This window comes from Rufibacter aurantiacus (assembly GCF_017916345.1).
GTDB lineage: Bacteria > Bacteroidota > Bacteroidia > Cytophagales > Hymenobacteraceae > Nibribacter > Nibribacter roseolus.
The window spans coordinates 921,640-946,178 of sequence record NZ_JAFMSV010000003.1 but is presented as its reverse complement, the minus strand read 5'-3'; the positions used below and the strand labels follow the sequence as shown (position 1 = coordinate 946,178).

The 24,539-nt window shown below is 43.6% G+C and carries 19 protein-coding genes; 14 read left to right on the top strand and 5 right to left on the bottom strand.

Annotated elements, in window-relative coordinates:
- Window positions 1-2: 2 nt before the first annotated feature.
- From J3P34_RS14435 to J3P34_RS14410, 6 genes are all read left to right on the top strand, one after another.
- On the top strand, window positions 3-1,679 hold the full coding sequence (locus J3P34_RS14435) for a hypothetical protein (RefSeq protein WP_210489346.1): 1,677 nt from the start codon (window positions 3-5) through the stop codon (window positions 1,677-1,679).
- A gap of 26 nt (window positions 1,680-1,705) precedes the next feature.
- Entirely contained in the window at window positions 1,706-3,790 is a 2,085-nt protein-coding gene (locus J3P34_RS14430) for an SEL1-like repeat protein (protein ID WP_210489345.1), read from the top strand.
- Window positions 3,791-3,843: 53 nt separating this feature from the next.
- Window positions 3,844-4,164 carry a hypothetical protein gene (locus J3P34_RS14425; protein WP_210489344.1) on the top strand — a complete coding sequence of 107 codons (321 nt, stop codon included), beginning with the start codon at window positions 3,844-3,846 and terminating at the stop codon, window positions 4,162-4,164.
- A gap of 12 nt (window positions 4,165-4,176) precedes the next feature.
- Window positions 4,177-4,803, top strand: a complete 627-nt coding sequence (locus J3P34_RS14420; RefSeq protein WP_210489343.1) for a hypothetical protein — start codon at window positions 4,177-4,179, stop codon at window positions 4,801-4,803.
- Window positions 4,804-5,401: 598 nt separating this feature from the next.
- Entirely contained in the window at window positions 5,402-7,168 is a 1,767-nt protein-coding gene (locus tag J3P34_RS14415; protein WP_210489342.1) for a serine protease, read from the top strand.
- Between the two features lie 110 nt (window positions 7,169-7,278).
- On the top strand, window positions 7,279-8,163 hold the full coding sequence (locus tag J3P34_RS14410) for a DUF4231 domain-containing protein (protein ID WP_210489341.1): 885 nt from the start codon (window positions 7,279-7,281) through the stop codon (window positions 8,161-8,163).
- Between the two features lie 81 nt (window positions 8,164-8,244).
- Here J3P34_RS14410 and J3P34_RS14405 read toward each other — a convergent pair whose 3' ends face one another.
- Both J3P34_RS14405 and J3P34_RS14400 read right to left on the bottom strand, forming a co-directional pair.
- On the bottom strand, window positions 8,245-9,102 hold the full coding sequence (locus J3P34_RS14405; protein WP_210489340.1) for a TIR domain-containing protein: 858 nt from the start codon (window positions 9,100-9,102) through the stop codon (window positions 8,245-8,247).
- Between the two features lie 142 nt (window positions 9,103-9,244).
- Complete coding sequence (locus J3P34_RS14400; protein ID WP_210489338.1) at window positions 9,245-10,696, bottom strand: TRAFs-binding domain-containing protein; 1,452 nt, start codon at window positions 10,694-10,696, stop codon at window positions 9,245-9,247.
- A gap of 420 nt (window positions 10,697-11,116) precedes the next feature.
- Here J3P34_RS14400 and J3P34_RS14395 point away from each other — a divergent pair, with 420 nt between their 5' ends.
- Window positions 11,117-12,379, top strand: coding sequence for an FAD-binding protein (locus tag J3P34_RS14395; RefSeq protein ID WP_210489337.1), 1,263 nt, complete (start codon window positions 11,117-11,119; stop codon window positions 12,377-12,379).
- A gap of 128 nt (window positions 12,380-12,507) precedes the next feature.
- On the opposite strand, the gene J3P34_RS14390 is transcribed toward J3P34_RS14395, so the two are convergent.
- The gene (locus J3P34_RS14390; protein ID WP_062542011.1) at window positions 12,508-12,699 is read right to left on the bottom strand and encodes a cold-shock protein; all 192 of its coding nucleotides are present in this window, start codon (window positions 12,697-12,699) and stop codon (window positions 12,508-12,510) included.
- Between the two features lie 500 nt (window positions 12,700-13,199).
- Between J3P34_RS14390 and J3P34_RS14385 the strand changes: the two genes are divergently transcribed.
- From J3P34_RS14385 to J3P34_RS14375, 3 genes are all read left to right on the top strand, one after another.
- Entirely contained in the window at window positions 13,200-13,367 is a 168-nt protein-coding gene (locus J3P34_RS14385; protein WP_246853712.1) for a cold-shock protein, read from the top strand.
- Between the two features lie 351 nt (window positions 13,368-13,718).
- Entirely contained in the window at window positions 13,719-14,117 is a 399-nt protein-coding gene (locus J3P34_RS14380) for an NUDIX hydrolase (RefSeq protein ID WP_210465335.1), read from the top strand.
- A 380-nt stretch (window positions 14,118-14,497) separates the two neighbouring features.
- The gene (locus tag J3P34_RS14375) at window positions 14,498-15,817 is read left to right on the top strand and encodes a DUF6020 family protein (RefSeq protein WP_210489336.1); all 1,320 of its coding nucleotides are present in this window, start codon (window positions 14,498-14,500) and stop codon (window positions 15,815-15,817) included.
- 110 nt (window positions 15,818-15,927) lie between these two features.
- On the opposite strand, the gene J3P34_RS14370 is transcribed toward J3P34_RS14375, so the two are convergent.
- Window positions 15,928-17,226: a DEAD/DEAH box helicase gene (locus tag J3P34_RS14370; RefSeq protein ID WP_210489335.1), complete on the bottom strand. Its 1,299-nt coding sequence runs from the start codon at window positions 17,224-17,226 to the stop codon at window positions 15,928-15,930.
- A gap of 350 nt (window positions 17,227-17,576) precedes the next feature.
- Here J3P34_RS14370 and J3P34_RS14365 point away from each other — a divergent pair, with 350 nt between their 5' ends.
- From J3P34_RS14365 to J3P34_RS14350, 4 genes are read left to right on the top strand one after another with little or no spacing between them, the layout of a single operon-like run.
- On the top strand, window positions 17,577-18,020 hold the full coding sequence (locus J3P34_RS14365; RefSeq protein ID WP_210465332.1) for a hypothetical protein: 444 nt from the start codon (window positions 17,577-17,579) through the stop codon (window positions 18,018-18,020).
- 5 nt (window positions 18,021-18,025) lie between these two features.
- Complete coding sequence (locus tag J3P34_RS14360; protein ID WP_210465331.1) at window positions 18,026-19,111, top strand: toxic anion resistance protein; 1,086 nt, start codon at window positions 18,026-18,028, stop codon at window positions 19,109-19,111.
- The gene (locus tag J3P34_RS14355) at window positions 19,111-19,284 is read left to right on the top strand and encodes a hypothetical protein (protein ID WP_210489334.1); all 174 of its coding nucleotides are present in this window, start codon (window positions 19,111-19,113) and stop codon (window positions 19,282-19,284) included. Before J3P34_RS14360 ends, J3P34_RS14355 begins: the two co-directional genes overlap by 1 nt.
- Entirely contained in the window at window positions 19,281-20,105 is an 825-nt protein-coding gene (locus J3P34_RS14350; RefSeq protein WP_210489333.1) for a hypothetical protein, read from the top strand. Before J3P34_RS14355 ends, J3P34_RS14350 begins: the two co-directional genes overlap by 4 nt.
- A gap of 301 nt (window positions 20,106-20,406) precedes the next feature.
- Here J3P34_RS14350 and J3P34_RS14345 read toward each other — a convergent pair whose 3' ends face one another.
- Window positions 20,407-24,492, bottom strand: a complete 4,086-nt coding sequence (locus tag J3P34_RS14345) for a chemotaxis protein CheB (protein ID WP_210489332.1) — start codon at window positions 24,490-24,492, stop codon at window positions 20,407-20,409.
- Window positions 24,493-24,539: the final 47 nt, after the last annotated feature.

Sequence of the window (24,539 nt, the reverse complement as noted above, 5' to 3'; positions counted from 1 at the left end):
GAATGGACAACTACCTACAAATTCCTAGTGGTGTTTTAACTTGGGAAGGTGACTCTGCTTTTAGATTAATTATTAAAGACTTTAGAAAGCGTGCTCAAATTGAGCAAATTCTAAACGAATTTGCTCAATTGAAAGATAGTTATTGGTTAGTTCCAAAGTTAAAGGTTTTCGGAAATGAAATCCATTTGTTCTATGAAAATTCCTTAAAAATTTATCCGCTTACGATAGCAGGAGTTGAGTTAAGAAACGAACCGCAAATAAATGCTCTTTGCTGGTTTCAATTGCTCTATTGTTTACAGGAGGCATATGCTGTAGCTTCTTACCAATTCTCCAATGTGCTGCCGCTCTCACCTGCCACAGTATTTGTAATTCGTGATAACGATGGAGATGTTATCTCATTCAGGTTTGCCTTGATACCAATATTTCAGCCAGGCTTAAAAGATTGGGCAAATGCCTCCGCCCTAAGTTGGCAATGGATAAACAAAGCAGCTTTTTTTTCAAGTAAAGACTTTACCATTTCTTATGCTACTGTAGCAGCTTTGTATTTTTGTGTAGCTGGCTGTCTGGTACCTGAGAGTTTGCCAAAACAAGAGCAGTTTTTTAGGTTTCTGGCAGGAAGAACAGGCAATGTTTCTGCTTTTCAAAATCACCTGCAGGAGTCTTTACCAAATTCCATGAGAGAGGAAGGAGCATTTCTAAGTGAGCAATTGGGGTTTTTCCTTAATCAGCGAAGTAACAAGACTATAAATCTGCCAGATATAGTTTCCTACATCAGCAACAACTTAAATACCCGACGCATTGCTACTCGGTGGGAATATGAAGGTAATTATGAATTGGCAATTCAAATGTGGTTGCTTTATGGAAAATGGCATGGAGAGACGGAAGTGCCGTGGAACAAGGTTGCTGATTTATACGAAAAACTTAAACAATTTAAGAACGCCGAACAGGCTCTGCTGAAAAGTTTAAAATTAAGACAGGATGACTCATTTCGGGAATTTACTAAGTACTTACTACTTAAAGCACGTGGGATGCCAAAGATAGCTTTTGAAGAACTGGTTCCTTTGATTCACCAAGGTGACACCATAGCTAAAGATGCTTTTGGTGAAGTTTACAAATTGCAAACTGCCCATCTGTTTTTAAAATACAACAATAATATCCAAGAAGCTACCCAGCGACTTTCGATAGTATTAAGTGACAATTGGTTAATAGTTCAGTGTAATTTATTGAATACAAAAATTGCATTGCAGGTTAAGGATTTGCGCAAAGTAAGCAAAGTGTGTCGTGAAAGTATAAAGTTATTAGAACAAGAGCCAATGTCATCCGAACAAAACTTATCAGCATTAACCTATTTTTATTTAATGGACGCCATTGCTAATTTTTATGCCATTGCCAAGTTAAATGAGGTTTCTTACATCAAAGATTCCTTCCGGCTTTTTGTAAAATCAATGGAAACAGCTATAAAGAACGACGATCAAGAAATGGTTCTTTGTGCCGGTTGCTGGTTGAACTGGATTAAGAACTATGTTATATACTTTCCTGATGATCTTAAAATAATTGTTCAATTAGGAATTGAGGCATTTTTTGAGGTGCAAAAAAATCGGGGTATAAATTTATCGGAGATTTCAGGAACGCCAACAGTTCCCTGGTATTCAGAAGATTTACTATTTACAACTTCGTAGAAAACAATAAAGCTAATTAATGTAACATGAGCCCAGCTACTTTTCAAAACCCGGTTTTATTTTTACTACTTGCTTTTAGCCTGCTAATTACCGGTTTGGTTTTATATACCTTTTTGGTGGAAAGAAAAGAAGGGTTGAGGATCTCCATAAATCGTCTTTACGCAACTCTTATTTGTAGCGTACTTTTGGGAGCAGTTGCTGTTTTTAGTTTAAGAGGTGAATCAAAAAATATTATAAAACCGCTGCCTGCAGTGTTGTCTCAACCTAAGCAAACACCCCAACTAAAACGTCTCTCTTTAAAAGAGCAACAAAGCATTAGTAACTTAAAACTGGAGATAAGAAACTTATTAAGGCAAAAATCAAATATTGAAGATAAAATTACTAATATTCAAAACGATATAAGCAAAATCCAAAACATTAGGTCTGGTGAAAATACTTCTTCAAAAATACCTGCGAAAGTACCTACAACAACTTCTTGGCCTACTTTAATTTGTATTGGGTTACTTATTTCTCAATTGGTGTTTATAATCTTTGCGGATGATCCCCGAACCTTACTATCTGTTTGGCAGTGGTCGCGAAATAAAAATAGTCAACAAGGAATTCAATATGAGGATTCATTAAAAAAACTTAACCAGTTAGCTGAAGAGGTGCAAATGGAAAGGTACGAGGTAGGATTGGCACTTGCTGAAGATATTGGACCTTATTTATTGAGTACGTTGGAGCAAGTAGATTTATACTACCTTAAATCGTTTTGTATTATACAAATATTGCTAAACAGATGTACTACCGAAGGGAGTGGTTTTCCCACATTGAATGATAAAAAATTAATGGCTGAATCTGAGAAAAGTTTAAACACTCTTCTAAGTTTAGCACCTCGGTTAAGTGAAGCTGAATATTTATCAGCGCTATTAGAAATGCTTCAGGAAAATTATAAAGAAGCAATACTAAAGTTTGATAATGCTCATAAAACCATTAGCAATAAAGATGCAGATTTTGATAACTTTATAAGTACTTGTTGTTTGTATTTAGCAGCTCAATTGCTTGCAGAAGGCCAAAGTGAGTCCGCAGACCATTTATTTAAAAGAGTTATATCAATGGGTGTTGCTGCCGACAGAGTGCCAGCTATTCTTTTAGAAAATCGTTTACTGCAAGTAAGCCAATATTACAAAAGCGGCGAATATGCAGCCGCTCATCAAGCCCTTGAGGCAATAGATCAAGTAACAGAACTTACTAAGGAACAACAGCAGTCTGTAAATCTGCTCACCAGTACGTTTAATGCGTTAATACTTAATGCTGAAAACAAACATGCTAATGCACTTGCTGCAATAAGTTCTTTTCTAACGAAGTATACCCCCAAAAATTTACCCGAACCAGATGATTATGCCGCCGACGAGCTACTGTTTCCTATTGTTAATAATGAGGAACTTCCATTTGAAGCGGAAATCTTTCGAGGACTCTACTTTTTTGAAGCAATATTAAAAGTACAATTGCTACAGGTATGGCCACCAAATCAGGAACAAATAATGAGTGTTTCCCAATCTCTTCTGCGTGCCCTACAATTTTCACCCCGCCACCGGGAAGTTTTGGCGGCTCTCGGTATATTTTATTTTTATGGGAAAACTGATAAAAAGAATAAGGCCTTAGAATGGTTGGAAGCCGCAATTTCAATGGGCGTTTTCCATCCATTTGTAGGGCAATTAGTAGAAAAGGAAAAGGGTAAAGAAGATAAACGTTCCAAATTATTAGACAAATTCCTTTCTTTATCTTTAGAACGGCTTTCTTCACGCGACATAGCTGAGAATATGCGGAAAGCTCTTTTGGATGAATGGGGACAGTTTAAAGATTTCCATCCTGTACTGCAAGAGATAAAAGAAAATACAAAAATGAATTTTGCACCTATTACCTTCCAAGCTGTACTAAACCGGGCTAAGTATATTCAAGAATTTGCTACAGAGATTAGTAATAGTGATATTGGTGATTCTTCTTCACAATTAAATCAGGCGAAAGATAGATACGAACGGTTAACCAATTCCTTTCAGCGCCAAATGCTAGAGTTAACTGAAATAGAAAAATTGATTTTACAAGAAATTGGCAAACAGGTTTTACGTTGATATTGATTCTTTAAGAATAACTTGGGAAATAACAAAGAAAAATAAACGGAAAAATGGAAGAAGACAATGAAGATAAAGTTGATAATTTAAAATCACCACCAGAAGAAAAGATTTTAACTGTTGATAATACTGAGGAGTTAAAATCATCATTATCTGATAACAATAAACCTTTAGGGGTAGATGATGCAGCCAAAATGTTTCGGCGGGGTAGCAAGTTGAGAAAAGCACTTTTAAATAAAATAGTTCCCATCGCTTATTCTAGTAGTTTTAAGAATAAGGACCTTTCCTCCTCATCTTTTCTTCATCCCATTCTATCGCAAAAAGTGGATCGATTCGTAGAGTTAATAGAAAAGTTAATACATAAAAATAGATAAAACTATTAGCATATGTTATGTCCTAAATGTTTCAACCTAGTTCCGGAGGCATTTACCAAATGCCCTGTTTGTGAAACTAAAGTCCAAATAAGTGGTTTAGTTAGTACCACAGGAAGCCAGTTTGTTGAAACAGCAATTACGCGTAAAATATTAGAGGAGAAATCTAATTCTCTACTTAAGAAAATGGAAGAATCCGATTTTTTGCTCTCGCAAGCATTTTTAAAACAAATTTCTTATATAAAGCCAGAAGAGATAGACGGAATCATTTATAATTCTCAAACTGGGATAGAAAAAGATTGGGAAACAAGCCTGAAAACTTTGATGGAGGGTAATATAGAGAAGTTGAATTTTGAGGCTTTGCAACTTCAGGACCTTATTAATAAAGATAAAAATATCAAGAATTTTCTAAATATTGGTCTTAAGTTTTTGAAAAGTGGGAAATATGATGAAGCAATTGAATGGTGGATATTGCAAAGGGAGCAATTTAGAAGAAACCATAAGCCAAGAATCGAACTAATTCTCCTTCTAATGGAGATGGTTACATACCGTTTAAACATGCAAACACATAATGCTGAGGAGTTAATTCAAAGAATACGATCTCATCCAGAATTTAAAAAAGTAGTAAACAATAATAATTAGAACATGTTTTATTCATTATAATAAATTACTGATGCATGATGTTCAAATGTTACAATAATCAAGTAGTATATAATGTTTAATTTAATGTCAGTCATTATGATGAAATAAGTTAAGTATTAATGAAGTTTGTATATTATGTAGATATTAAAAATTAACTCAAGGTATGATATAAAAATTCAATAAATTTAGAAGTGTAATCCCGTTTATGTAATGAATAATTTGTGTAATAATTATCAAAAACATTAAGTAGTTATTGGGTATATAGGGAAATATTTTAGTATTAGCCGAACTGAAAATAGTTTAATAAAGTAAACTTGCTAAAAAAACTAATTTTAATTATTTTGCATACATATAGGATAATATATTTTTATATAGTTGGGATTCTGGTATAAATACAAGCTTAAATAAATGAATATTTTAACTTATTAATTTTGGTATACTACTAACATAAAACAGAAGAATCCTGTCCTTGGCTGTTGCGTAAGTTTATAATAATATTATGCTTCTTTGTTTTTTGCTTGATAACATTGGAAGGCAGTTTTAAAAGTTAATTATATTTTTTTAATTATAATTTTCATATTTAACATCCCCTAAGAGTATGGAAACATTGCAATATTATGTTGAGGGAATTACAGCTGAACTAAAAGTATTCAACTGGGAAGCTGTTGAATACTTTTGTTACAATCTAATCCAAACTCTATATTCTTCTGAAGATCATTTTGATACAAAGAATGCCGAACAAATAATCAAGCTACTGCGAAGTAAAAGATTATTTCATCTTATGCAGCAGGTAGGCGATGCAATAATACAAACAGGCCAACATACTTATAAGATCAAACGTCAATATGCACAAGCACTAATTGACCAGAATAATTTTACAGCAGCTTTGTCTATTTTAAAAGATTTGGTTGCTGAAACTGAATATGACTCAGGGTGTGATAGGGATGTCAGAAACGAAAACGCAGAGGCAAGAGGATTGATTGGGCGGGTGTATAAGCAGCTTTATGTAAATGCCAAAAGCCCTTTTTCTATTCACAGCGCTAATTACTTGAAAGAATCCATAAAGTATTATCTGGATGTTTATGTAAGTGAGCCCCACGTACGTACTTGGCATGGCATAAATGTAGTGGCTTTGCTCAAAAGAGCCCATGCCGATAACCTACAACTTATTGGCTTCCCTGCTGCGGATGAAATAGCCCAATCTGTTTTGCTAACTTTACAAAACAGGTATGATAACCAAAAAGCAGATGCTTGGGATTTTGCTACAGCAGCAGAAGCATGCATAGCCTTAGATAAACCAGAAGAAGCATTGGAGTGGATGAGTGGTTATGCCAGAATGCCTTATTGTGATGCTTTTGAATTAGCCAGTACCTTAAGGCAATTAGAGGAGGTATGGTGCTTGAATTTAGATACTGAATCAGGGAGATTGTTACTACCCTTGCTTCGGGCAGAGTTGCTTAAAAGAGAAGGGGGAAATGTTACCCTTGATGCTGGGGAGCTGAAAAAGATGATTGCTGCAGAGGTTGATATAACCCAAAGGTATTCCACATTAGTTAAAGAGAATAATACACAATCTGGTATTAAACTGGAAAGTGTTTTTGGGTTTGACTCCTTTAAAACGTATAAATGGTATATGACAGGCGCTGCTAGGTGTAAGGGTGTTGTCCGAATTGGTAGAGATTCTTCTTTTGGTTTCGGAACAGGATTCCTTCTTAATGGCAGTAATTGCAATGAATCTTTTGGCGAAGAATTATTAGTCTTAACTAATGCGCATGTATTAAGTAATAACCCTGCTCATAGTTTTTTAACACCTGATAAAGCTGTTATCATTTTTGAAGCTCTAAACCGAGATGAAGAATTTAAAATTCAAGAAATTATCTGGTCTTCACCTCCAGAGGAGTTAGATGCAACTATAGTACGGTTTAAGAAAGAAGATGAAAGCCGGTTAAAAGCACTGACTAAGGATATAAATGCATATCCCTTATCAATTAGTTTGCCGCAAATCCAAGAACCTCCTTCTGAAAGAGTGTACATAATAGGTCACCCAAATGGAGGTACGCTTCAGCTTTCATTGCAAGACAATATTCTTCTGGATCATGAAAATCCTAAACTGCATTATAGAACCCCAACAGAATATGGTAGTTCAGGGAGTCCTGTTTTCAATGATCAGTGGGAGCTGATCGGATTGCACCATGGCTCGAATGAACGAATGGAGCGTCTTAATAATAAATCAGGGTTTTATGAGGCAAATGAGGGAATATGGATACGGGCTATACTAAAGAAATTTTGTCATGACTTATCTGGTTATAAAATTGATTCTGATAATGTTGAAGAAGAAGATACCATTATTATGCCTCCTCAATAACTTGCTTGTGTTTCTTTAAAGGTTGTTTTATTTATAGTACTACTTAGTAAAGCTTTGATTTATATTGATTTAAACTTTTAATTAAATATGTTTAGTATAAATGTCCTTTTATGACTTTAGTTATCACCAACAAAGATTTGCCTGGCCTTTATCAACAGAGTGATGCCTTCTCATTAAAAGCTCAAAAGAGGTATGTTAATTTAAGTCGGTTTATTTTACTTTTCGCTATTTTATCTAGTATACTAAGTTTATTGAGCACTCTGCTATGTTCCTATGATGTTAAAATGAGTTTAAGGTTAGTTTTAGTCTTTGTTTTGGCTATTAGTACATTTTTTACTTTTATTCTGCGTCACAGTAAACTGGAGCAGGAATGGTATAAAGCCCGATCAGCAGCTGAGTCTGCCAAAACTATTGCGTGGAAGTTCATGACCCATGCTGATCCATATATGAGCATAGATGGAGAGCGCAAGTATTTGAAAGATTTGCATCAGTTAATGAGCGAAGCAGGCGTTAATATCGTACCTGATGCTAGTACAGCTCAACGACCTATTACAGATAATATGCGATTAGTGAGATCTTTGGATTACTTCCAGCGTTTGAATATCTACTTGCAAAGTCGGTTATTAGAACAGCAACAATGGTATACTAAGAAAGCAGTATGGAATAATAACAAAGGGGAGTATTGGTATTGGATTGTTATAACTTTGCAAGTCTTAGCGCTTATAAATTCTATCGCTCTTCTTCTTAATCCTGAATTGCCAACTAGCATAATTAGTGTCTTAGGTACGAGTGCGGCTTCTGCTTACGGTTGGTTGCAATTAAAACAGTTTAAATCTCTTGGTCAGGCATACTCTTCAACCGCCAATGAGCTATTGATTATTGCAGAGTTGGCCAAAGATGTTAAAAATGATAAACAACTATCTGATTATATAATAAATGCTGAAAATGCTATTTCCCGAGAACACACTAATTGGATAGCTAAGCGAGTGAAATGACAAATTCTTAATTTCTTAGAATCACATTTTTATAGTTTGTAATGCAATATTTAAAGGTACTATCTATATAAATAAAGTATTTTAGATCAGTATCCCAGCTTCATGAAGGAGCTTTGTTATATCTAAGAAGCAATCGGATATTTTGCCGGTACGAAAAGTAAAATGAACGACTCCTGATATGTTGCTAAACTTTGTGCAACTCTCTTCCATAAGTATTATCGCTCGATCAAAACCTAGCCTTCCTTGGAATAAACCTATCTCGTGAATTACGTTTTCTCTGGCATGTCTGGTGTTATTCTTATGCTCATCCTCAGCGGTCATCACAAGAAAGGCAAAGCGTACGTTCTTAAGCATATGTTCTAATCTTTCTTTTACGGCTAGTCCAGCTATAGATTCAGCTTCAAATTCGTCCCATTCTAATTCAAGCTCATTTTGGAGGTAATCTCTTAGATCTTTCCAGTCTCGGGATTGGCCATGCCCAATAAATATTTTGCCCTTTACTATTTTATTTATATAAGTTATTAATTCATGTATTGCATCTTCCTGACTTTTATTAGTAAAATCTATGATTCTTTTTTCATCTTCTTGTAAATAAATGGGAATTTCTGTTTTTTGTATGTTACCTAAAAGTATGGGGATTATAAATTTAGTTTTTCGAAACTGTTCAAGTGTGTATAAAGCGTGTAACTCATTTAAAAACCATTCATTGTTTGTTTTGATAAAGTTTGGTGAAAGCACTACAATAGCTAGACTTGGTTGGCTTAACTCTCGGTCAAGTACTTTAGGGTTAAATAATAGAGATGCTTGTCCTGATAGATGATTGTATAGGTTTCTTTCGAATGCAGTGATACCGTACTTTCTAAGAGTATGTCTGAGAAAATCAAAAAAGATCTTGTCCCTTCCTTCGAAGCAAACGAATACTGTTTTCCTGCCATTCATAGTGTTTGGTTTATTAAACTTAGCTATTTTGCTTGATTTGTAACTGGGTATCAAATCTAAACTTTACTTATAAGTAACCTTGCTTTCTAAAGCGTTTACTATTATTATATTGTTTGTACGCAGGGAAAGCTATTCAATCTTTTTATTTGAGGTATCTAAGTGGAGAGAATTCAAGCAATAACCTTAATTTAGTCATTTGTTCTTCTGTTGATTGTTTCATCCATGCTTCTGGTGCCAAAGCATATGCTTCATCTAATGCTTGTTTCCCATTTATTTCAGCACCTAAGCCTATAAAAGCTTCTCCCATAGTTGCTTTTACCCAGTAACAGTTTTTTGAGTATTCAGTTATAGCGTCTTCAGGCACTTTTGCTTTATAGGGTTTAGGATTGTCTTTCAGCCATTGGTCGCAAATAGTTATTACTTCTTTACGAACCCGCTGTGCTTGTACAAAGTCTGCAATGGCCTCTTGTAGTTCAGTTGTATAAGCAGCCCTTAAATTTAGCAAAAAAGCAAAATTAATTCCGTTATAATAATCATTTCTGATATAAAACCCTCTTTCATAAGCCCGTATTGCTTCATCCAGGTAGGAGGAATTCTTTTCAGTTTCCCATAACCGTTTATGTACAGCACCCCACAACCCAAGTGTCTCTGTGTCATTGGAAGTACCAGGATTTAATTGAGTTAAGAGTTGTTGGGCTTCTAACAATGCGTCCTTTTCAGTTGGTATTTTACTTTTATAAGTTGTAAGGGCCAAGCGTTGAAGTATGTAACAATCCTCTGTTAGTTTTACACTTTCTTTTCCTTGGTGTCCATGGTTATCTTTTATTATCCCATTCTTCATTTGTCTTACCAAAGAAAGTAAGGATTTTGCAGTTACCCAATCTCCTTTTTTCTGAGCATCATCCACCTGTTCCATTATCATGCTATGTGTGCTGTTAGTTAATGGACAGGAACTCTCTGCATTATTCTTTGTTCCTACTTCATTTATAAATGATTTGGAGCTCTTTTGAATGTTGCTGTCGATTGCTTCCTGAACTTTTGCTTGAACAGCTGCGGCTAGTGCTGGAGGTGTAAGGCCACTTAAAAAAGTATATACCGGGCTGTCTTTGTCGCGCGGATTTTTCTCTATAATTTGTTTAATAGCTGAGGTTAATTGTTCCCTAAACCGCATTACTTCTTCAAAACCTATATCTTCTCCTAAATGATGGTATTGACGGATAAGTACATGGTTTATGTCAAAAGGGAACGCCTTAATACCATCTTCGGCTATAACCACAGTTGCATACGGGCGTAAGGCATGTCTTATTCCTAATTCATATAATGCATTCTTATTTGAGGTAGATAAGTCCGCTACTACTACATCAGCTTTTAATAATTGCTCATACATAGGAACATCTATGATACCTGAATGCACTATCTCGTCAGCCCTAATGCACTTAAGGCCTGCCGCTTCTACTGCTGGCTTTATCATGTTGCGGTAAGACTTATCAAGATCTAGAACTCTACCTGTTTCAAAGTCGGTCTTTTTACCGAATCCCATAACTACGAAACAAACCCCGTCAATTTTAGAATTTCTAAGTTCTATTTGTTCCATCTCCATATGTTTAGTAATAGATTGTGATTAAGAATTTTAATTGTTAATAGATATCAATAAAAAAACAATATTTAATATTGCTTTTTATTGATATCTATTGTTAAGGTATTATAACGTATATTTTATTTGATAATTAGATATTGATAAATTTGAATCAAAGGTATAATCAAGGTCAAGAAAAAGGTAATTGTCCATATTTTTATAGCATTAAATAAAAGTTAGAATGACAAGAAACTTGTAGTTATAAGGTTGTAACGTTAGTTCTTAAGAGTTTTATTTTTTTATATTTATATAAAAAGATTAATTTTCCATTTATTATATTTTAAATTTTTTTTAAATAAGATTCGCGTAACAATGATTTGGTTTTTTTGTAATAATATCGTTAATTAGATATTACATCAATATAAGAATTTTCCTTGAATGAAAGAAACAAACTGGGCCGGAAATTTAACATACAGCACTAGCCAAGTTCATTACCCAGCCTCCGTGGAAGAAGTGCAGGCCATTGTAAGAAGTGGCCAAAAGGTAAGGGCCTTGGGATCGCGTCACTCATTCAACCAGATCGCGGATAGCGGAGGGAACCTGATTTCACTTCAATTGATGGCCTCGATAGTTTTCCTTGACAAAGCTGCCCATACCGTTACAGTAGAAGGTGGCATGCGCTATGGGGAATTGGCTCCCTTCCTACAGGAGAACGGCTATGCTTTGCCTAACTTGGCTTCCTTGCCGCACATAACCGTGGTGGGTGCATGTGCTACTGCTACGCATGGGTCAGGCATCCAGAATGGCAACCTATCCACGGCGGTATCTGCAATTGAATTCGTGAATGCCGAAGGCGAGGTGGTCACGCTTTCCAGGGAAAAGGATGGCGAGGTTTTCAACGGCGCAGTAGTAGGTTTGGGTGGCCTGGGTGTGGTCACCAAGATTACGCTGGACTTGCAGCCGGCCTTTACCATGCAGCAGGTGGTGTACCGCAACCTGTCCATTCAGGTGTTGAAAGACCGTTTTTTGGAAATACAGGCAAAAGGCTACAGCGTGAGTCTGTTCACCGATTGGCGAAACCAAAACATCAACGAGGTCTGGATCAAGAGCAGGGTAGAAGATGGTGTTTCCAATATTGAACCGGAACTCTTCGGGGCAACACTGGCCACGGAGAACATGCACCCCATTGAAAGTGAATCGGCGGTGAATACCACGGAGCAGTTGGGAGTGCCCGGACCGTGGTATGACCGCTTGCCGCACTTCAAAATGGGATTTAAGCCAAGTGCCGGGAAAGAATTGCAGAGCGAGTACTTCGTGCCGGTGGAACACGCTTATGAGGCCATGATGGCGTTGGTACAGATAAAGGACAAGATCTCGCCGCACGTCTTTATCTCTGAGATCAGGACCATCAAGGCAGATGACCTCTGGATGAGCCCGCAGTACAAGAAAACTACCGTGGCCTTTCATACCACCTGGAAACAGGACATTAAAGTGGTGATGGAATTGCTGCATTTAATGGAAGCCCAGTTGGCACCTTTCAACCCCATACCGCATTGGGGCAAGTTGTTCACCATGGCGCCGGAGGTGGTGCAGGCAAGGTATGAGCGGTTGGAGGATTTCAGGCAACTGCTGCACCAGCATGATCCTGAGGGAAAATTCAGGAACGAGTTCCTGCAGAAGTACATATACCCTGCCTCCTAAGGTTTTATCGGAAGCGCCGTTTAGCGGCACCTTTTTTTAAAATCGGCCTTAAAACGAAAAGTCCCAGCATAAAAAAAGCCTCTCCCAAACGGAGAGGCTTTTCTGTATTATATCTTTATAACTAAAGACTAAGCGCGTTTAACGTTGATGGCGTTTAGTCCTTTTCTTCCTTCCTGAAGATCATAGACTACCTCGTCGTTTTCTCTGATTTCATCTACCAAGCCAGAAACGTGTACGAAGTACTCCTGATTTGAATTGTTGTCTTTGATAAAACCGAACCCTTTAGAGTCGTTGAAGAATTTTACTGTTCCTTGATTCATAATAATGTTTAATTATACATCTACTACTCTCAAAGGTAGACAATAGTTCAAGGGTTCCTAGAAAAAGGTAAATTTTATTTTAATTAGGTTCAATTCTGTTTCTTGGAGGCATAGGTTCTTACCGGCTGTTTTCGTACCTTTACACCAGGAAAGCAATCATTATCTCCTCTCTTACGCCGCCGCTTCTCAGGCTGGCTCTAAGTTTCTCTGATAATCCTTGAAGCCTGCCCATCAGGTTTTCCCAACCCTTAGCTTCATTTGTTCCTTTACCACGTGTGAAGGTTTACTTGTTTCTGGTTTCTGCCAGGCGGTCTGCTTTCAGGTACTCTCTGGAGACAGGTGAAATATACGCCGGCTTTAGGCTGGCTAGGCAACTGGGCTTTCTATAAAGAGTATAAATACTAAAGGTGCCTTGAACTTTGCAAGAGGAGCAGAGCAAGGCGCACAGGGTATTATGTTTTATTTAAAAGTTGACTATGGCAAGATCACAGAACAGTTTCATGAAGAAACAATTAGAGCAGAAAAAACTGAAAAAGAAAAAAGACAAAGAGGAACGCAAGCAGGAACGCCATGAGAACTCCGTGGGCGGCAAGTTAGAGGACATGATCATGTACGTAGACGAGCACGGAAACTTCTCCTCCACGCCTCCTGAAAAGAAGAAAGAATAGCCTTATCTTCTGCTTACATAAGGTTCCACTTTCAAACCCTCGTTTCCCAGACGAGGGCAAAAATTTCCAGACACCCATTCTCTTTTTATGCTCATTTGCCAAAAGGTTAGTTGATCCAATCGCTGGCACAAAAGCATAGAATCAGGAATCACTTCCTTTTGCCTGACCTCAGGTAAAACCGGGAGAAACCAGCCCATGTTTTGAGCAAGCTTTTGTAAAAACAGGCCGGAAACCTACTCCAGGAAACGCTTCCTTTACGAGCCGAATTTTCAAGCAAAAATTACTGCCGGAGAGAAGCAGGAAGAATATGTTTGAGTATATTCAACCTACGCTTCACGCAACCGGATAGAAATGGAAACAATAGATAAACTGGCCTGGATTGAAATCAAGGATGGCCTCATCCTGAGTACTAGAACCAAAGGTCGAACCAAATTCTATTTTCCGGGCGGCAAGCGGGAGGCCGATGAAAACGACTTCACCGCCCTGGCCCGGGAAATAAAGGAAGAACTCACCGTGGATTTGATTGAGAAAACGGTCAACTACTTCGGGACGTTCCAGGCCCAGGCCGATCACCACCCCGAGGGCGTGCAGGTGAAAATGACCTGCTACACTGGTTCCTACACGGGCACTATCCAACCCGCCGCCGAAATAGAGGAAGTAGTCTGGCTAGGCTACGCCGATAGGGAAAAGGTATCGCCGGTAGACCAGATTATCTTTGACTGGCTCAAAGAAGAGAAGCTGCTGCGGTAGGTGATCTTCTCCTGAATTGTTTCTAAGTACCTGCCGGTTTCTGGCTAGTTTTGGTAAAACTAACCAGATAATACAAAACAGGTAGATAGTACCTTCACATCATCCCAAGCTAATAACAAAAACTTTTCCTGCTTGATAGACTGGTTAAGGCCTTTTCATATTCCGGGCTCTCCGTTCGTGGTTACTCCCCCTTCACTTAATAGAAGTAACCTCCCTTACATGCCAATTACTTTTAATTAGGACACCTCTATCTCTGGGAGATGATGGACAGACCGCTTAGAAGTTTTTTAGCATCAAGTACGCTTCTCCGTCATTTTGTGGTGTACGCACTGCCGTGTTTGCTGTGCTGGAGCGTTTACTTTCTGGCCTATCACCCGGGCATGATGTCACAGGACTCGCTGGATCAATGGCGGCAAGTCTCCACGTTTGACTTCGATGACTGGCACCCAGCCTTTCTATCCTATCTCTATTGGCTTTTATCGCGCCTCTGGCTTTCGCCGGGAGTGGTGTGTGTTGGGCAGATATTGGCGATGGCGTGGGTTTTTGCTTACGGAATGGTGCAATTGGAAAAATTCGGGTTGCCGTGGTGGGGGTTGGGGCTGCTGACTATTTTTTTCTCCCTGTTTCCGTTGAACGGTTTCTATGTCAATACCTTGTTCAAGGATGTGCCTTTCAGTATCGCTTTTCTGCTGGCCTTTATTTATTTGCTGCAAATTGTGGAGTCAAAAGGCCTTTGGCTTAACTACAATAGGAATATCCTGGCTTTCGCCCTCACGCTTGGGTTTATCTGTGTGATCAGGCACAACGGCATCATGACCGTGGTAACCATTGCTGGTACTCTGTTAGCGGGCTATTGGGCTTTGAAAAGAAGAACAGCGTTACTCATTGTCTTAGCGGTTGGCACGGTGTTTCTGGTAAAGGGACCCCTGTACAAAGCCATACAGGTACAAGGCCGTTTTTTTGGGGTGGAGATGTTGATGACGCACCAGATTGCTGCTGCCATCAATGCTGGGGCAGCCCTCACCCAGGATGAACAGCGATTCCTCCATACCGTTTTACCGCAATCTACATGGCAGCAGCACTACAATCCATTTGAGGTGGACAGCCTAGTGTTCAACGGGCATTTCAACTATCCTTTCCTGATGCAGGAATGGGCTAGGAGGGAGTACAGGGCGGTCTGGTTTGGGATCATCAGAAGGAATGTTCCGGCTTTGCTGCGGCACCAGGCGCAGGTAACCGATCTGGTCTGGAATATCGGCCTACAGCCTGGAAGCTATAATTACGCCGTTCACCCGGTGATTGACACCAATGAGTTGGGTTTGCAGTTGCAGCCCGTTTTGCCGGGTTTGCAAAGTTTCCTCACTCGTAAAATCCATGACGCCAATAGAAACTATTATTATAGAACCCTGCTGCTTAGGCCTGCCACGTACCTGTACCTCAACATCCTGTTGCTACTTTTGATCAGCAGGTATCTCCGGTGGAAAGAGGTGTTATTATTGGCCTTGCCCATCCTGAGCCTGGCTTTTGGCGTGTTCCTCACCATTCCGGCCCAGCACGTGAGGTATCTGTATCCCTGTTTTCTGCTGGCTCCGTTTTTAGCCGGTTATTGGATCAGCCTACTCGCCAGAACCAGAAAATTAGATATAGCCCTTCAATTAAAGCAAAAAGAAGTAAAGGGAAGCGAAGTGTTTTTCAGCTGATTTTTCAAAAGAAGGCTTAAAGCAGGTTCCGTAGCTTTGCCTGGTTCAGGATCTTAAGGGAGGCTTGTTTTTAATGAAGTTGAACCAGAGCAAACCACCCAGCTAAATCCCTACATAGCTTTTTCAATCTTCACCTTCTTGCCTTTCAGTTTTTCCTGCTGCAGGAGCTTTACGGCTTTTTCCAGCTTCTTTTTGGCCACAGCTACGTAGGCAGCGTTGTCCTGGAGCTCAATCCGGCCCAAGTCGGTTTTGTCCAAGCCGCCTTTCTGCAGCATCCAGCCTACAATATCTACCTTGTTCACCTTGTCTTTCTTGCCGGCACTGATGTAAATGGTCTCCCAGGGCGAGGCCGGGGGCAAAGCTTGTCTTGCCGGCAGTTTCTCTACCGGTGGAATTTGGGGCAGGTAAGAAGGTTTCTCGTCGGGTTGCAGAAGCAGGTAACTGGTTCCTTTGGCTTGCATGCGGGCCGTGCGGCCGTTACGGTGGGTGAAGTTATCCTGGTCCGGAACCTGGAAATGCACCACAAACTCCACCTCGGGGATGTCTAGGCCGCGCGCCGCCAGATCGGTGCTCACCAGGGTACGGTAAGTGCCGTTCCGGAACTTCATGAGGGTGCGCTCACGGTCGGGTTGCTCCAGGCCGCCGTGGAAGACGCCGTGGGGCAAACCTTTGCTTCGCAGGAAATCACTTACGCTCTCCACCGTCTCACGCTGGTTGCAGAACACAATGCTGGAGGCGGTGCCTATGGTGCACAGCACGTCAAGCAAGGCCTGCAGTTTGTTTCCTTTCTGCACTTCCACGGTCTTCACCTGCAGATCTGGGGCATTGTCAGCCTCCTGCAGGAAATTAACCGTCACTGGGTTTTTTAGCCCGGTAAAGGAAGGCACTTTGTCCATAGCCGTGGCCGATACCAAAAGCCGCTTATTCACCTTCTTCAGCTGCCCGATGATGTAGGCCATGTCTTCCTGGAAACCGTACTCCAGCGATTTGTCAAATTCATCCAGCACCAGCGTCTGGATAGCATCTGTAGAAAAGTTTCCTTCCCGCAGGTGGTACGCGATGCGGCCGGGAGTCCCGATCAATAGGGCCGGCGGATAAGCCAGGCTGCGTTTCTCGGGGTTGGTGGCGTGCCCGCCGTAGAGGCTGTCTACTTTCAGGCCGGTGGCCATGCTTCTGAAAACCCCTTCAATCTGCATGGCCAGTTCCCGGGAGGGCGCCAAAATAAGGGCCTGCACCTCCTGTGCCTCGGGTTTCAGGCGCGGCAGAACAGACAGCAGATATCCCAGGGTTTTCCCCGATCCGGTAGGCGAAAGCAGGATGACATCGCTTTTCTGCGCCGCGGCCAGAGTCTCCTCCTGCATTTGGTTCAGGGCGGGAATCTTCAGGGTATCCAGGATTTTTTGAAGCATGGTGGGTGTGGTTTATCGCGTAAAGGTAGACAATTATATCTCAGGCAAAGGTGAGCCTGAGGTAATACGCACCCCGGCTGTCCTCTGCCAGGGTGCCAGGCAGCAAGGAAGGAACCGTTTCAAAGCCATTTCCCGGAAAATAGGCTTAAACCAAATCATAACCTCATCCACAAAAACTAAGAGCGATTAGTAATATTTGGTGTGGCCCACCGACTTATAGGGCATAAGGTCAGGTCAGGAGGAGGGAAGGGAAAAGTTTTGAAACCTGGCCGGATGAACTCCGGCATTTAAATCCGGACCTGCGTACAGAATTAAGCAGTTGCTGCGTTTTTGGACTAAACAGAAAAGGTATGGCAATTTTTTTCGCATTCATTCTGGCCGCGATTTTAGGATATATTTACGGCCACCGCATTAGACCAAACAAACGGCTGCAGAAAACCTTGCGTGAGCTGAAGGAGAAGTGCAGCGCTGTGTTGGAGGACGAGAAGAAGGGGGTGTACAAAACCATTGTGACGGAGAACCAGAAGTCTTCTGAGCTGGTGGTGGAGGTGAAGGAGCTGGCAGTGACGCAGGCCGGACAGGTAAAGGTGCAGTACCTGGGGGCTTATTACAAGAACCCGGCTTTCAGGACCCGCAAAGGCCCTGAGCTGCTGCAGGAGGTACAAGGCCTGTTAGGAGACTATCTGCCCAAACAGGAGATTGAATGGTATGAGGTCAACGGCCGCCATGCCGCCATCAAAGAGTTTGTCAAAGAGTTAGAGACCATAGAAAACCCCCATACCGCTAGAAAATAAACACCATGGAAAATAAGGAAATCACCCTGTCTGAGAACAAAGAGCTGATCCAGCAGAAAGCGTTGGAAATCTCCAAGACCATAGATCCCACCAAACCCGAAAGCCTCAGCTCCTTTGGGGTAGAGACGCAGCGCAAGTTGGGGTACTATTCCAATGAACTCCTGACCAAGGTGAAAGCCAAGGACTCAGGCGAGGCCGGGGAGGCCATTAATGAGCTGCTGGCCCAGATCAACATGATCAAGGTAGACGAGACCGAGAAACCCGGTTTCTTCTCGCGCCTGCCGTTTGTGGGCAAGATTAAAGACAAGACCCAGAAACTGGCAAGCCAGTACAACTCGGTGTCTGAGAACGTGGATGATGTGGTGGTAAAGCTGGAGAAGACCCGCCAGAGCGTCTTGAAAGATTCTACTGGTCTGGAGGTCATGTTCAAGCAGGTGGTGGAGTACATCCATGAGGTGCGCTCGCTTATTGCCGCCGGCAAGATGAAGATTGAGGAGATTGAGACCACCCTTATTCCGCAGTTGCAGTCTGAGGTGGAGAGCAGCGGCCAGGATGAACTGGTGGTGCAGCGCCTGGCAGACATGGTGGCGTTTAAAGACCGTTTAGAGAAAAAGGTGCATGATTTCACCTTGTCCCACACCATTGCCACGCAGTCTATGCCGCAAATCCGGATGATCCAGACCACCAATGAGGTACTGGCCCAGAAAATCCAGAATTCCATTGTAACCGTGATTCCGGTGTGGCGCCAGCAGGTAGCCATTGCCCTGGGCCTGGAGAAACAGCGCAAAGCCCTGGAAATCCAGAAGAAGGTCACCGATACCACCAACGAGATGCTCTTGAAGAACTCGCAGCTGCTCAAAACCAATGTGGTCACCGCCGCTACGGAAAACGAGCGGGGCATTGTGGACGTGGATACCCTAAAGAAGGTGAACAAAGACATGGTGGAGACCCTGGATGCCGTGATCAAGATATCAGAGGAGGGCAGCCGCAAACGCGCCGAGGCCGTAAAAGAGCTCGCCCTGGTGCAGGAAGAGCTCAACAGCAAAATCCTGGGTACGCTGGGTAAATCCAAAAAAATTGAGATTGAATAATGACCAATAATTCCTCCAACGAGTCTTTAGAAGGAGTCCTGACGCAGGAGCAGGACGCCCTTCTTGACTTGTACCTCAACAACCTGGACAATTTCTTCGAGAATCAGAAAAACGCCGAGAAAATACAGGTTGAGATTGAAACCCTGCACCTTAAAAAGATACTGACTGAATGATGGATTTCGTGCGCTCCCTTTTCGGGATGAAGGAAGAAGGCCGGAGGGCGGTGGCGGGCGCTACGGCAGATTTCGGGATGGAGGAGATTACGTATATCAAAGAGTCTAACCGGCGGCTTACTTTGCTCCAGGAGCTCAGTTCCCGCTACAAAGCCACGCCGCAGGCCGCCAAAATGAAGGCCGTGTACGAGAAGACCCGTAACATCCATACGTACCTGGTGGCCCGCAAAAAGGTGCACGACCTGGAGATGTTCCACCTCAAGAACACCGACCATTTCATCAATACCTTCACCGCCATCCTGGATGTGCATCAGAAACATGACCAGCTCTCGCAGGCGGCCTCGGCGTCCGGGAACAGGGTAGAGGAAATGGTGCAGAACAGCCGGGTCGAGCGGATGAAGCGGCTAGAGAAAATGGCCAACCTACCAGACCAGGTGAAACCCATTTCCAACCCGGTTAAGTTTTACAATGCCGGCGAGGCCAAAGCCGCCGTGCCCCGGCTTTACCTGCCCGATATCTCCATCAACACCGTAGAAAAGGTCACCTATTACACCGATGGCAAGTCTGAGGAGCTGGTACCCCGCGAAGTTGGTTTTACTTCCTCCAAAGACCAGAAGGAAGCCTTCCAGAACCACCTGACCGCTCGGCTGGGCCTCAAAGATGTGTCCTTCGTAGGCAACGCCCTGGTCACCATCCCCAACAACAACGGCATCACACCCACCGGTATCGTGCCCGTGATTCACTGGGAAGGTTACCTGTACGCCATCAACCTAAATGATTACCGCCTTTTCCCCGTCAGGATCTACCGTAACGGCAAATAGCACCAGATAGGTAATATGAGTTGAAATGGCGGAGACAAGGCACGCCTTGTCTCCGCGCATTCTGAACCGGTATTTCACCAGAGATCATGTGCATTTCTTCAGATGGCGACCTATCTTATAACTGCAACTTTCCCCTGATACTGCTTATAAAAGGGGTGAGCCACTTCATCTCCAAACTAATCTCAGCCGGTAGGCTTTGGTTTTAAAACCTTAAAAGCAGAATTCCCTGATTAAGGGCCGTTTTTGTAAAACAGGTCCTAAACAGGGAATGAGGGGGAGTAGCGTACGGAGATTTTAGCGGCTATTTTTTCAAAAACACCTTGAAAACGGTGCCTTCATCTACCTGGCTTTCCACTTCTATTTTACCGCCGGCGTTGTTCAGGATTTTCTTCACCATGTACAAGCCCACGCCAGATCCCTCTACGTGGTCATGGAAGCGCTGGAACATGGCAAACAGGTTCTCCTGCTGTTCAGGCGTAAGGCCAAGGCCGTTGTCGCGTACGGTAAGCAAAATGAATTCATCCTGCTGCGTACAGTGCAAATAGATTTTGGGGAGGCGGGCAGGGGAGCTGTATTTGATGGCGTTGGAGACCAGGTTGTAGACAATGCTGCGCAGGTTCTTTTCTGAGAAAGAGACGTGCGGGCACTGATTTACATCAATCTGCAACTGGGCATTTGTTTTTTTCACCATGGGCTCCAGATCCAGGGCCACGTCCTTCACCAGGCTGGTCAGGTCAACGGTGGTTACATCAGTGCTGTGGTCGTTCTGCAGCTTGGTGATCTCTGTGAGGTTGTCAATGGTTTTCTTGAACCGCTCCACGGCCCCCTGCATCATTCTCATGATCTGCTCTACGTCCACCATCTCAGCGTCCTGTTCCAGCAGTTCTACCTGCAACTCGCGCAACAGGGCCTCTATATTATGGATAGGCGCTTTGAGGTCATGCGAGGCGGTGTAAATGAAATTGTCCAGGTCGTCAATTACCCTTAGCAGGTGCGCATTCGTGTCTTTCAGCTTTTGTTGGGTGTCTTTAAGGTCACTTAAGTCAATGAAAGAGCCTAGCACGCGGTGCGGCACCCCGTATTCATTGTGCAGGATGTAGGCCCGGTTGTACACCGAGGCATAGGAGCCATCCGGACGGACCAACTTGAACTCCTCCACCCACTGGTCCTGGCCGGTGTTGATGGCGTCGTTTATTCCTTTGGTAATGCGTTCCCTGTCCTCGGGGTGGATCTTGTCAAACCAGGCATGGATGCCATAGTTCATCTCTTCCTGCTCATAGCCCAGAATGGGTTTAAGGGTGTCGCTCCACCATACTTCATTGGAGATGAGGTTCCAGTCCCAGATGACGTCATTGGTGGCCATGGAAACCAACCGGAAACGCTCCTGGCTATCGGAGAGCTCCTGGGTTCTTTCGGCTACCCGTACCTCTAGCTGGGTGTTCAGTTTGATCAGGCCTTCCTCGGCTATTTTCAGGTCTTCGTAGGCCAGCAGGGTTTTCTCCTCGGCAAAACGTTTCTCTGTGATATCGGCCATGGTAATGGTAAGGCCATCGCCCATTTTGGCGGCAGCAATCTCGTACCAGCTCCTTTGACCGCTGATTTCCAGGTTCTGTTCTATGTGCAGGGGCTGGCCGGTTTCCACCAGTTGCTCCAGTTTTTTGAGCAAGCCGGTTTTCTTCAGGAAAGCCATTTCAGGCATGATGCTCTGGCCAAGCAGCTCGGCCTGGGGTTTGCCAAGGAGCTGTTCGGCTTTTTTGTTCAGGAGCGTCCATTTGAAATCAACGATCACCTGGGCCTGGTTGCGCACCGCATTGAAGGCCATGATGCTGCTGAGCGAGCTGTTGAGCACGCCTTGCACTACGTTGCTGAGGGTTTTCAAGGTGGTCACGTCCACAAAGCTGAGCACCACCCCGTCTTTGTTCCCGTCATGTTTGAGGTAGGGGATGATGCGCATCAGGAAATATCTCCCGTCTGTGGTCTCCACTTCCTGTTCCACCTCGGTAGAGGTATTGTTCACTTTCTGGATGTCTTCCAGCCAGCGGGAGTACCTTAGGTTATGCGACAGGTGGTGGATGGGTCGGCCTAAATCAATGTCAATGATGTTGATCAGGTCCTTGACCGTAGGCGTGAACTTCCGGATGACCAAATGGTGGTCTAGGAAGAGCTGTCCTATGTTGGAGCTCCGGATGTAGTTGTCCAGGTCCTCGTTGAGTTCCTGCAGCTCCTTGATCTTGAGCTGATGCTCTGAGTTTACGGTGTGCAACTCCTCATTCAAAGACTGCATCTCCTCATTGGAGCTCTGCAGTTCCTCGTTTGAAGACATGAGCTCTTCATTGGTGGACTGCAGTTCCTCGTTGGAGGTACTCAGGTCCTGTACGGTCAGGTGCAGGCTCTCGCGGGCCTCTTTCAACTCGGCCTCCAAAGCGGACAGCTGCTGGTAATAATCTGTATCAGCTTCAGACACCAGGGCCGGCTCCAGGTTCTTGAGGGTTGGGTTGGCCCTGCCTATCTCCTGCAGCAGCACCAGCAGCACCTTGGGCATGTCCTTTTCCACCGAGATAGGCTTCACCGTGAGGTTCACCAACTGGTTTTTAGAATCAAGCGGCACCATCACCTGGCGGGTCACCGTTTTATGGCCTTTCAAAACCTTCCGGATGTCTACGCTCAATGTCACGGCCAGCTCTTTTGAGACCATTTTCAACAAATTGAGCTGTAAACGCTTTTCGGGGAGCCGCAGGAAACGGTTGAAATCCCCGATGCCATGCAGGAGCTGGTAATTGTCATCTATGTACAACCCGGCCAGCTTCAGGTCCTCGGCCACGGCATCCATGAACACGTCATTGTAGCGCAGGGCCTGGGCGTTGCGGTAAGTGGGCAGGTTGCCTTCAGAGGCTATGCGGGTGTGGTGAGACACGCCAAACGTCTGCTGGGTTCCTTTGCTTTCCTTCACCTTCTGGAAAATCTTCCATTTGCGGTTCTTCTCCGCGAAGTGTGATTTCAGATCCCCTATGTGCTCACTGGGCCCCAGGAACAGGTAGCCGTGCAGTTTAAGGGCATATGGGAACACCGCCATCACCTTTTTCTGCAGGTCAGGGTTCAGGTAGATGAGCATGTTCCGGCAGGTGATAAGGTCTATCCGGCTGAAGGGCGGGTCTTTCTGCAGGTCATGCTGTGCGAAGACCACCAGCTTGCGGGTATCTTCCTTTACGGTGTAGCGGTTGTTCTTATGGTGGAAAAACCGCTTCAGGCGTTTCTCACTCACGTCTTTGCTGATGGAGTTGGGGTACACGCCCTTGGAGGCCTGCCTGATGGCGCGCTGGTCCACATCGGTGGCAAACAGCTTCACCAGCGGTTCGCGGCCCATTCGCTCAAAACGCTCCTGAAACAGCATGGCAATGGAGAACACCTCCTCGCCGGTGCTGCAGGCGGTCACCCATACCTTGATGGTTTCCCCCTCGGGGGTGCTGGATATTATTTGCGGGATGATCTCCTGCTCCAGTACCTCAAAGGCCTCGGGGTCCCGGAAGAAGCGGGTCACCCCGATGAGGAACTCCTGGCAAAGCTGTTTTATCTCTGCTGGGTTCTCATGGATGTAGCTGAGGTAATCTGGCAAGGTCTGCACCTTGAGTAAGTCCATCCGCTTTTTGATGCGGCGGTAGATGGTGCCTTGTTTGTAGCTCTTGAAGTTGGTCTGGGTATGGGTGCAGATCAGGTCCAGGATTTCCTGCAAAACCTCATCATCTTCCTCTACGCCGTTGTTCTTCTCAATAAGGGTCTTCACCAGCGGGATTTGGCGGGTGTATTCCAGAATTTCATGGGGCATCCGGTCTGGCGGGAAAACAAAGTCCACCGATCCGGTTTCTATGGCGCTGCGGGGCATGCCGTCAAACTTAGCCGTTTCCGGGTCCTGTACCATCACCATGCCCCCCGCCGCCTTGATCATTTTCACTCCTTTGGTGCCGTCTGTACCCGTGCCGGAGAGTACCAGGCCAATGGCGTACCGGCCCCGGTCTTTGGCCAGCGACTCAAAAAACACGTCAATGGCAAAATTGGGCTCCCGGTTCCTGATCTGGTCCACCAGGTGTAGTCGGCCTTTTTTCAGGGTCAGTTGCTTGCCGCTAGGCAGCACATAGATGCAGTTTGGCCGGGTGACCATGTCGTCTTCCGCCTCCTGCACGCGCATTTGGGTGTGCTTTGACAACAGCTCCGCCATCAGGCTCTTGTGGTCTGGCGACAGGTGCTGTATTATGACAAACGAGAAGCTTGAGTTATTGGGGAAGTGGTCAAACAGTTTATGAATAGCCTCCAACCCGCCCGCAGAGGCCCCTATACCAATGAGGTAGTGGTCTGTTTTGGGGAGTATTTCTGGCTGTTTCAAACTTACCATGGGCAATCAGTTAGGTTATCTGTCTAAAGGAGTTTACCGGGGCAGGA

Coding starts and splice junctions, on each gene's coding strand:
- J3P34_RS14430 (WP_210489345.1), top strand. CDS start 1,706: ATGAGCCCAGCTACTTTTCAAAACCCGGTTTTATTTTTACTACTTGCT.
- J3P34_RS14395 (WP_210489337.1), top strand. CDS start 11,117: ATGAAAGAAACAAACTGGGCCGGAAATTTAACATACAGCACTAGCCAA.
- J3P34_RS14385 (WP_246853712.1), top strand. CDS start 13,200: ATGAAGAAACAATTAGAGCAGAAAAAACTGAAAAAGAAAAAAGACAAA.
- J3P34_RS14425 (WP_210489344.1), top strand. CDS start 3,844: ATGGAAGAAGACAATGAAGATAAAGTTGATAATTTAAAATCACCACCA.
- J3P34_RS14355 (WP_210489334.1), top strand. CDS start 19,111: ATGACCAATAATTCCTCCAACGAGTCTTTAGAAGGAGTCCTGACGCAG.
- J3P34_RS14345 (WP_210489332.1), bottom strand. CDS start 24,492: ATGGTAAGTTTGAAACAGCCAGAAATACTCCCCAAAACAGACCACTAC.
- J3P34_RS14350 (WP_210489333.1), top strand. CDS start 19,281: ATGATGGATTTCGTGCGCTCCCTTTTCGGGATGAAGGAAGAAGGCCGG.
- J3P34_RS14375 (WP_210489336.1), top strand. CDS start 14,498: ATGATGTCACAGGACTCGCTGGATCAATGGCGGCAAGTCTCCACGTTT.
- J3P34_RS14365 (WP_210465332.1), top strand. CDS start 17,577: ATGGCAATTTTTTTCGCATTCATTCTGGCCGCGATTTTAGGATATATT.
- J3P34_RS14380 (WP_210465335.1), top strand. CDS start 13,719: ATGGAAACAATAGATAAACTGGCCTGGATTGAAATCAAGGATGGCCTC.
- J3P34_RS14410 (WP_210489341.1), top strand. CDS start 7,279: ATGACTTTAGTTATCACCAACAAAGATTTGCCTGGCCTTTATCAACAG.
- J3P34_RS14435 (WP_210489346.1), top strand. CDS start 3: ATGGACAACTACCTACAAATTCCTAGTGGTGTTTTAACTTGGGAAGGT.
- J3P34_RS14370 (WP_210489335.1), bottom strand. CDS start 17,226: ATGCTTCAAAAAATCCTGGATACCCTGAAGATTCCCGCCCTGAACCAA.
- J3P34_RS14390 (WP_062542011.1), bottom strand. CDS start 12,699: ATGAATCAAGGAACAGTAAAATTCTTCAACGACTCTAAAGGGTTCGGT.
- J3P34_RS14420 (WP_210489343.1), top strand. CDS start 4,177: ATGTTATGTCCTAAATGTTTCAACCTAGTTCCGGAGGCATTTACCAAA.
- J3P34_RS14415 (WP_210489342.1), top strand. CDS start 5,402: ATGGAAACATTGCAATATTATGTTGAGGGAATTACAGCTGAACTAAAA.
- J3P34_RS14400 (WP_210489338.1), bottom strand. CDS start 10,696: ATGGAACAAATAGAACTTAGAAATTCTAAAATTGACGGGGTTTGTTTC.
- J3P34_RS14405 (WP_210489340.1), bottom strand. CDS start 9,102: ATGAATGGCAGGAAAACAGTATTCGTTTGCTTCGAAGGAAGGGACAAG.
- J3P34_RS14360 (WP_210465331.1), top strand. CDS start 18,026: ATGGAAAATAAGGAAATCACCCTGTCTGAGAACAAAGAGCTGATCCAG.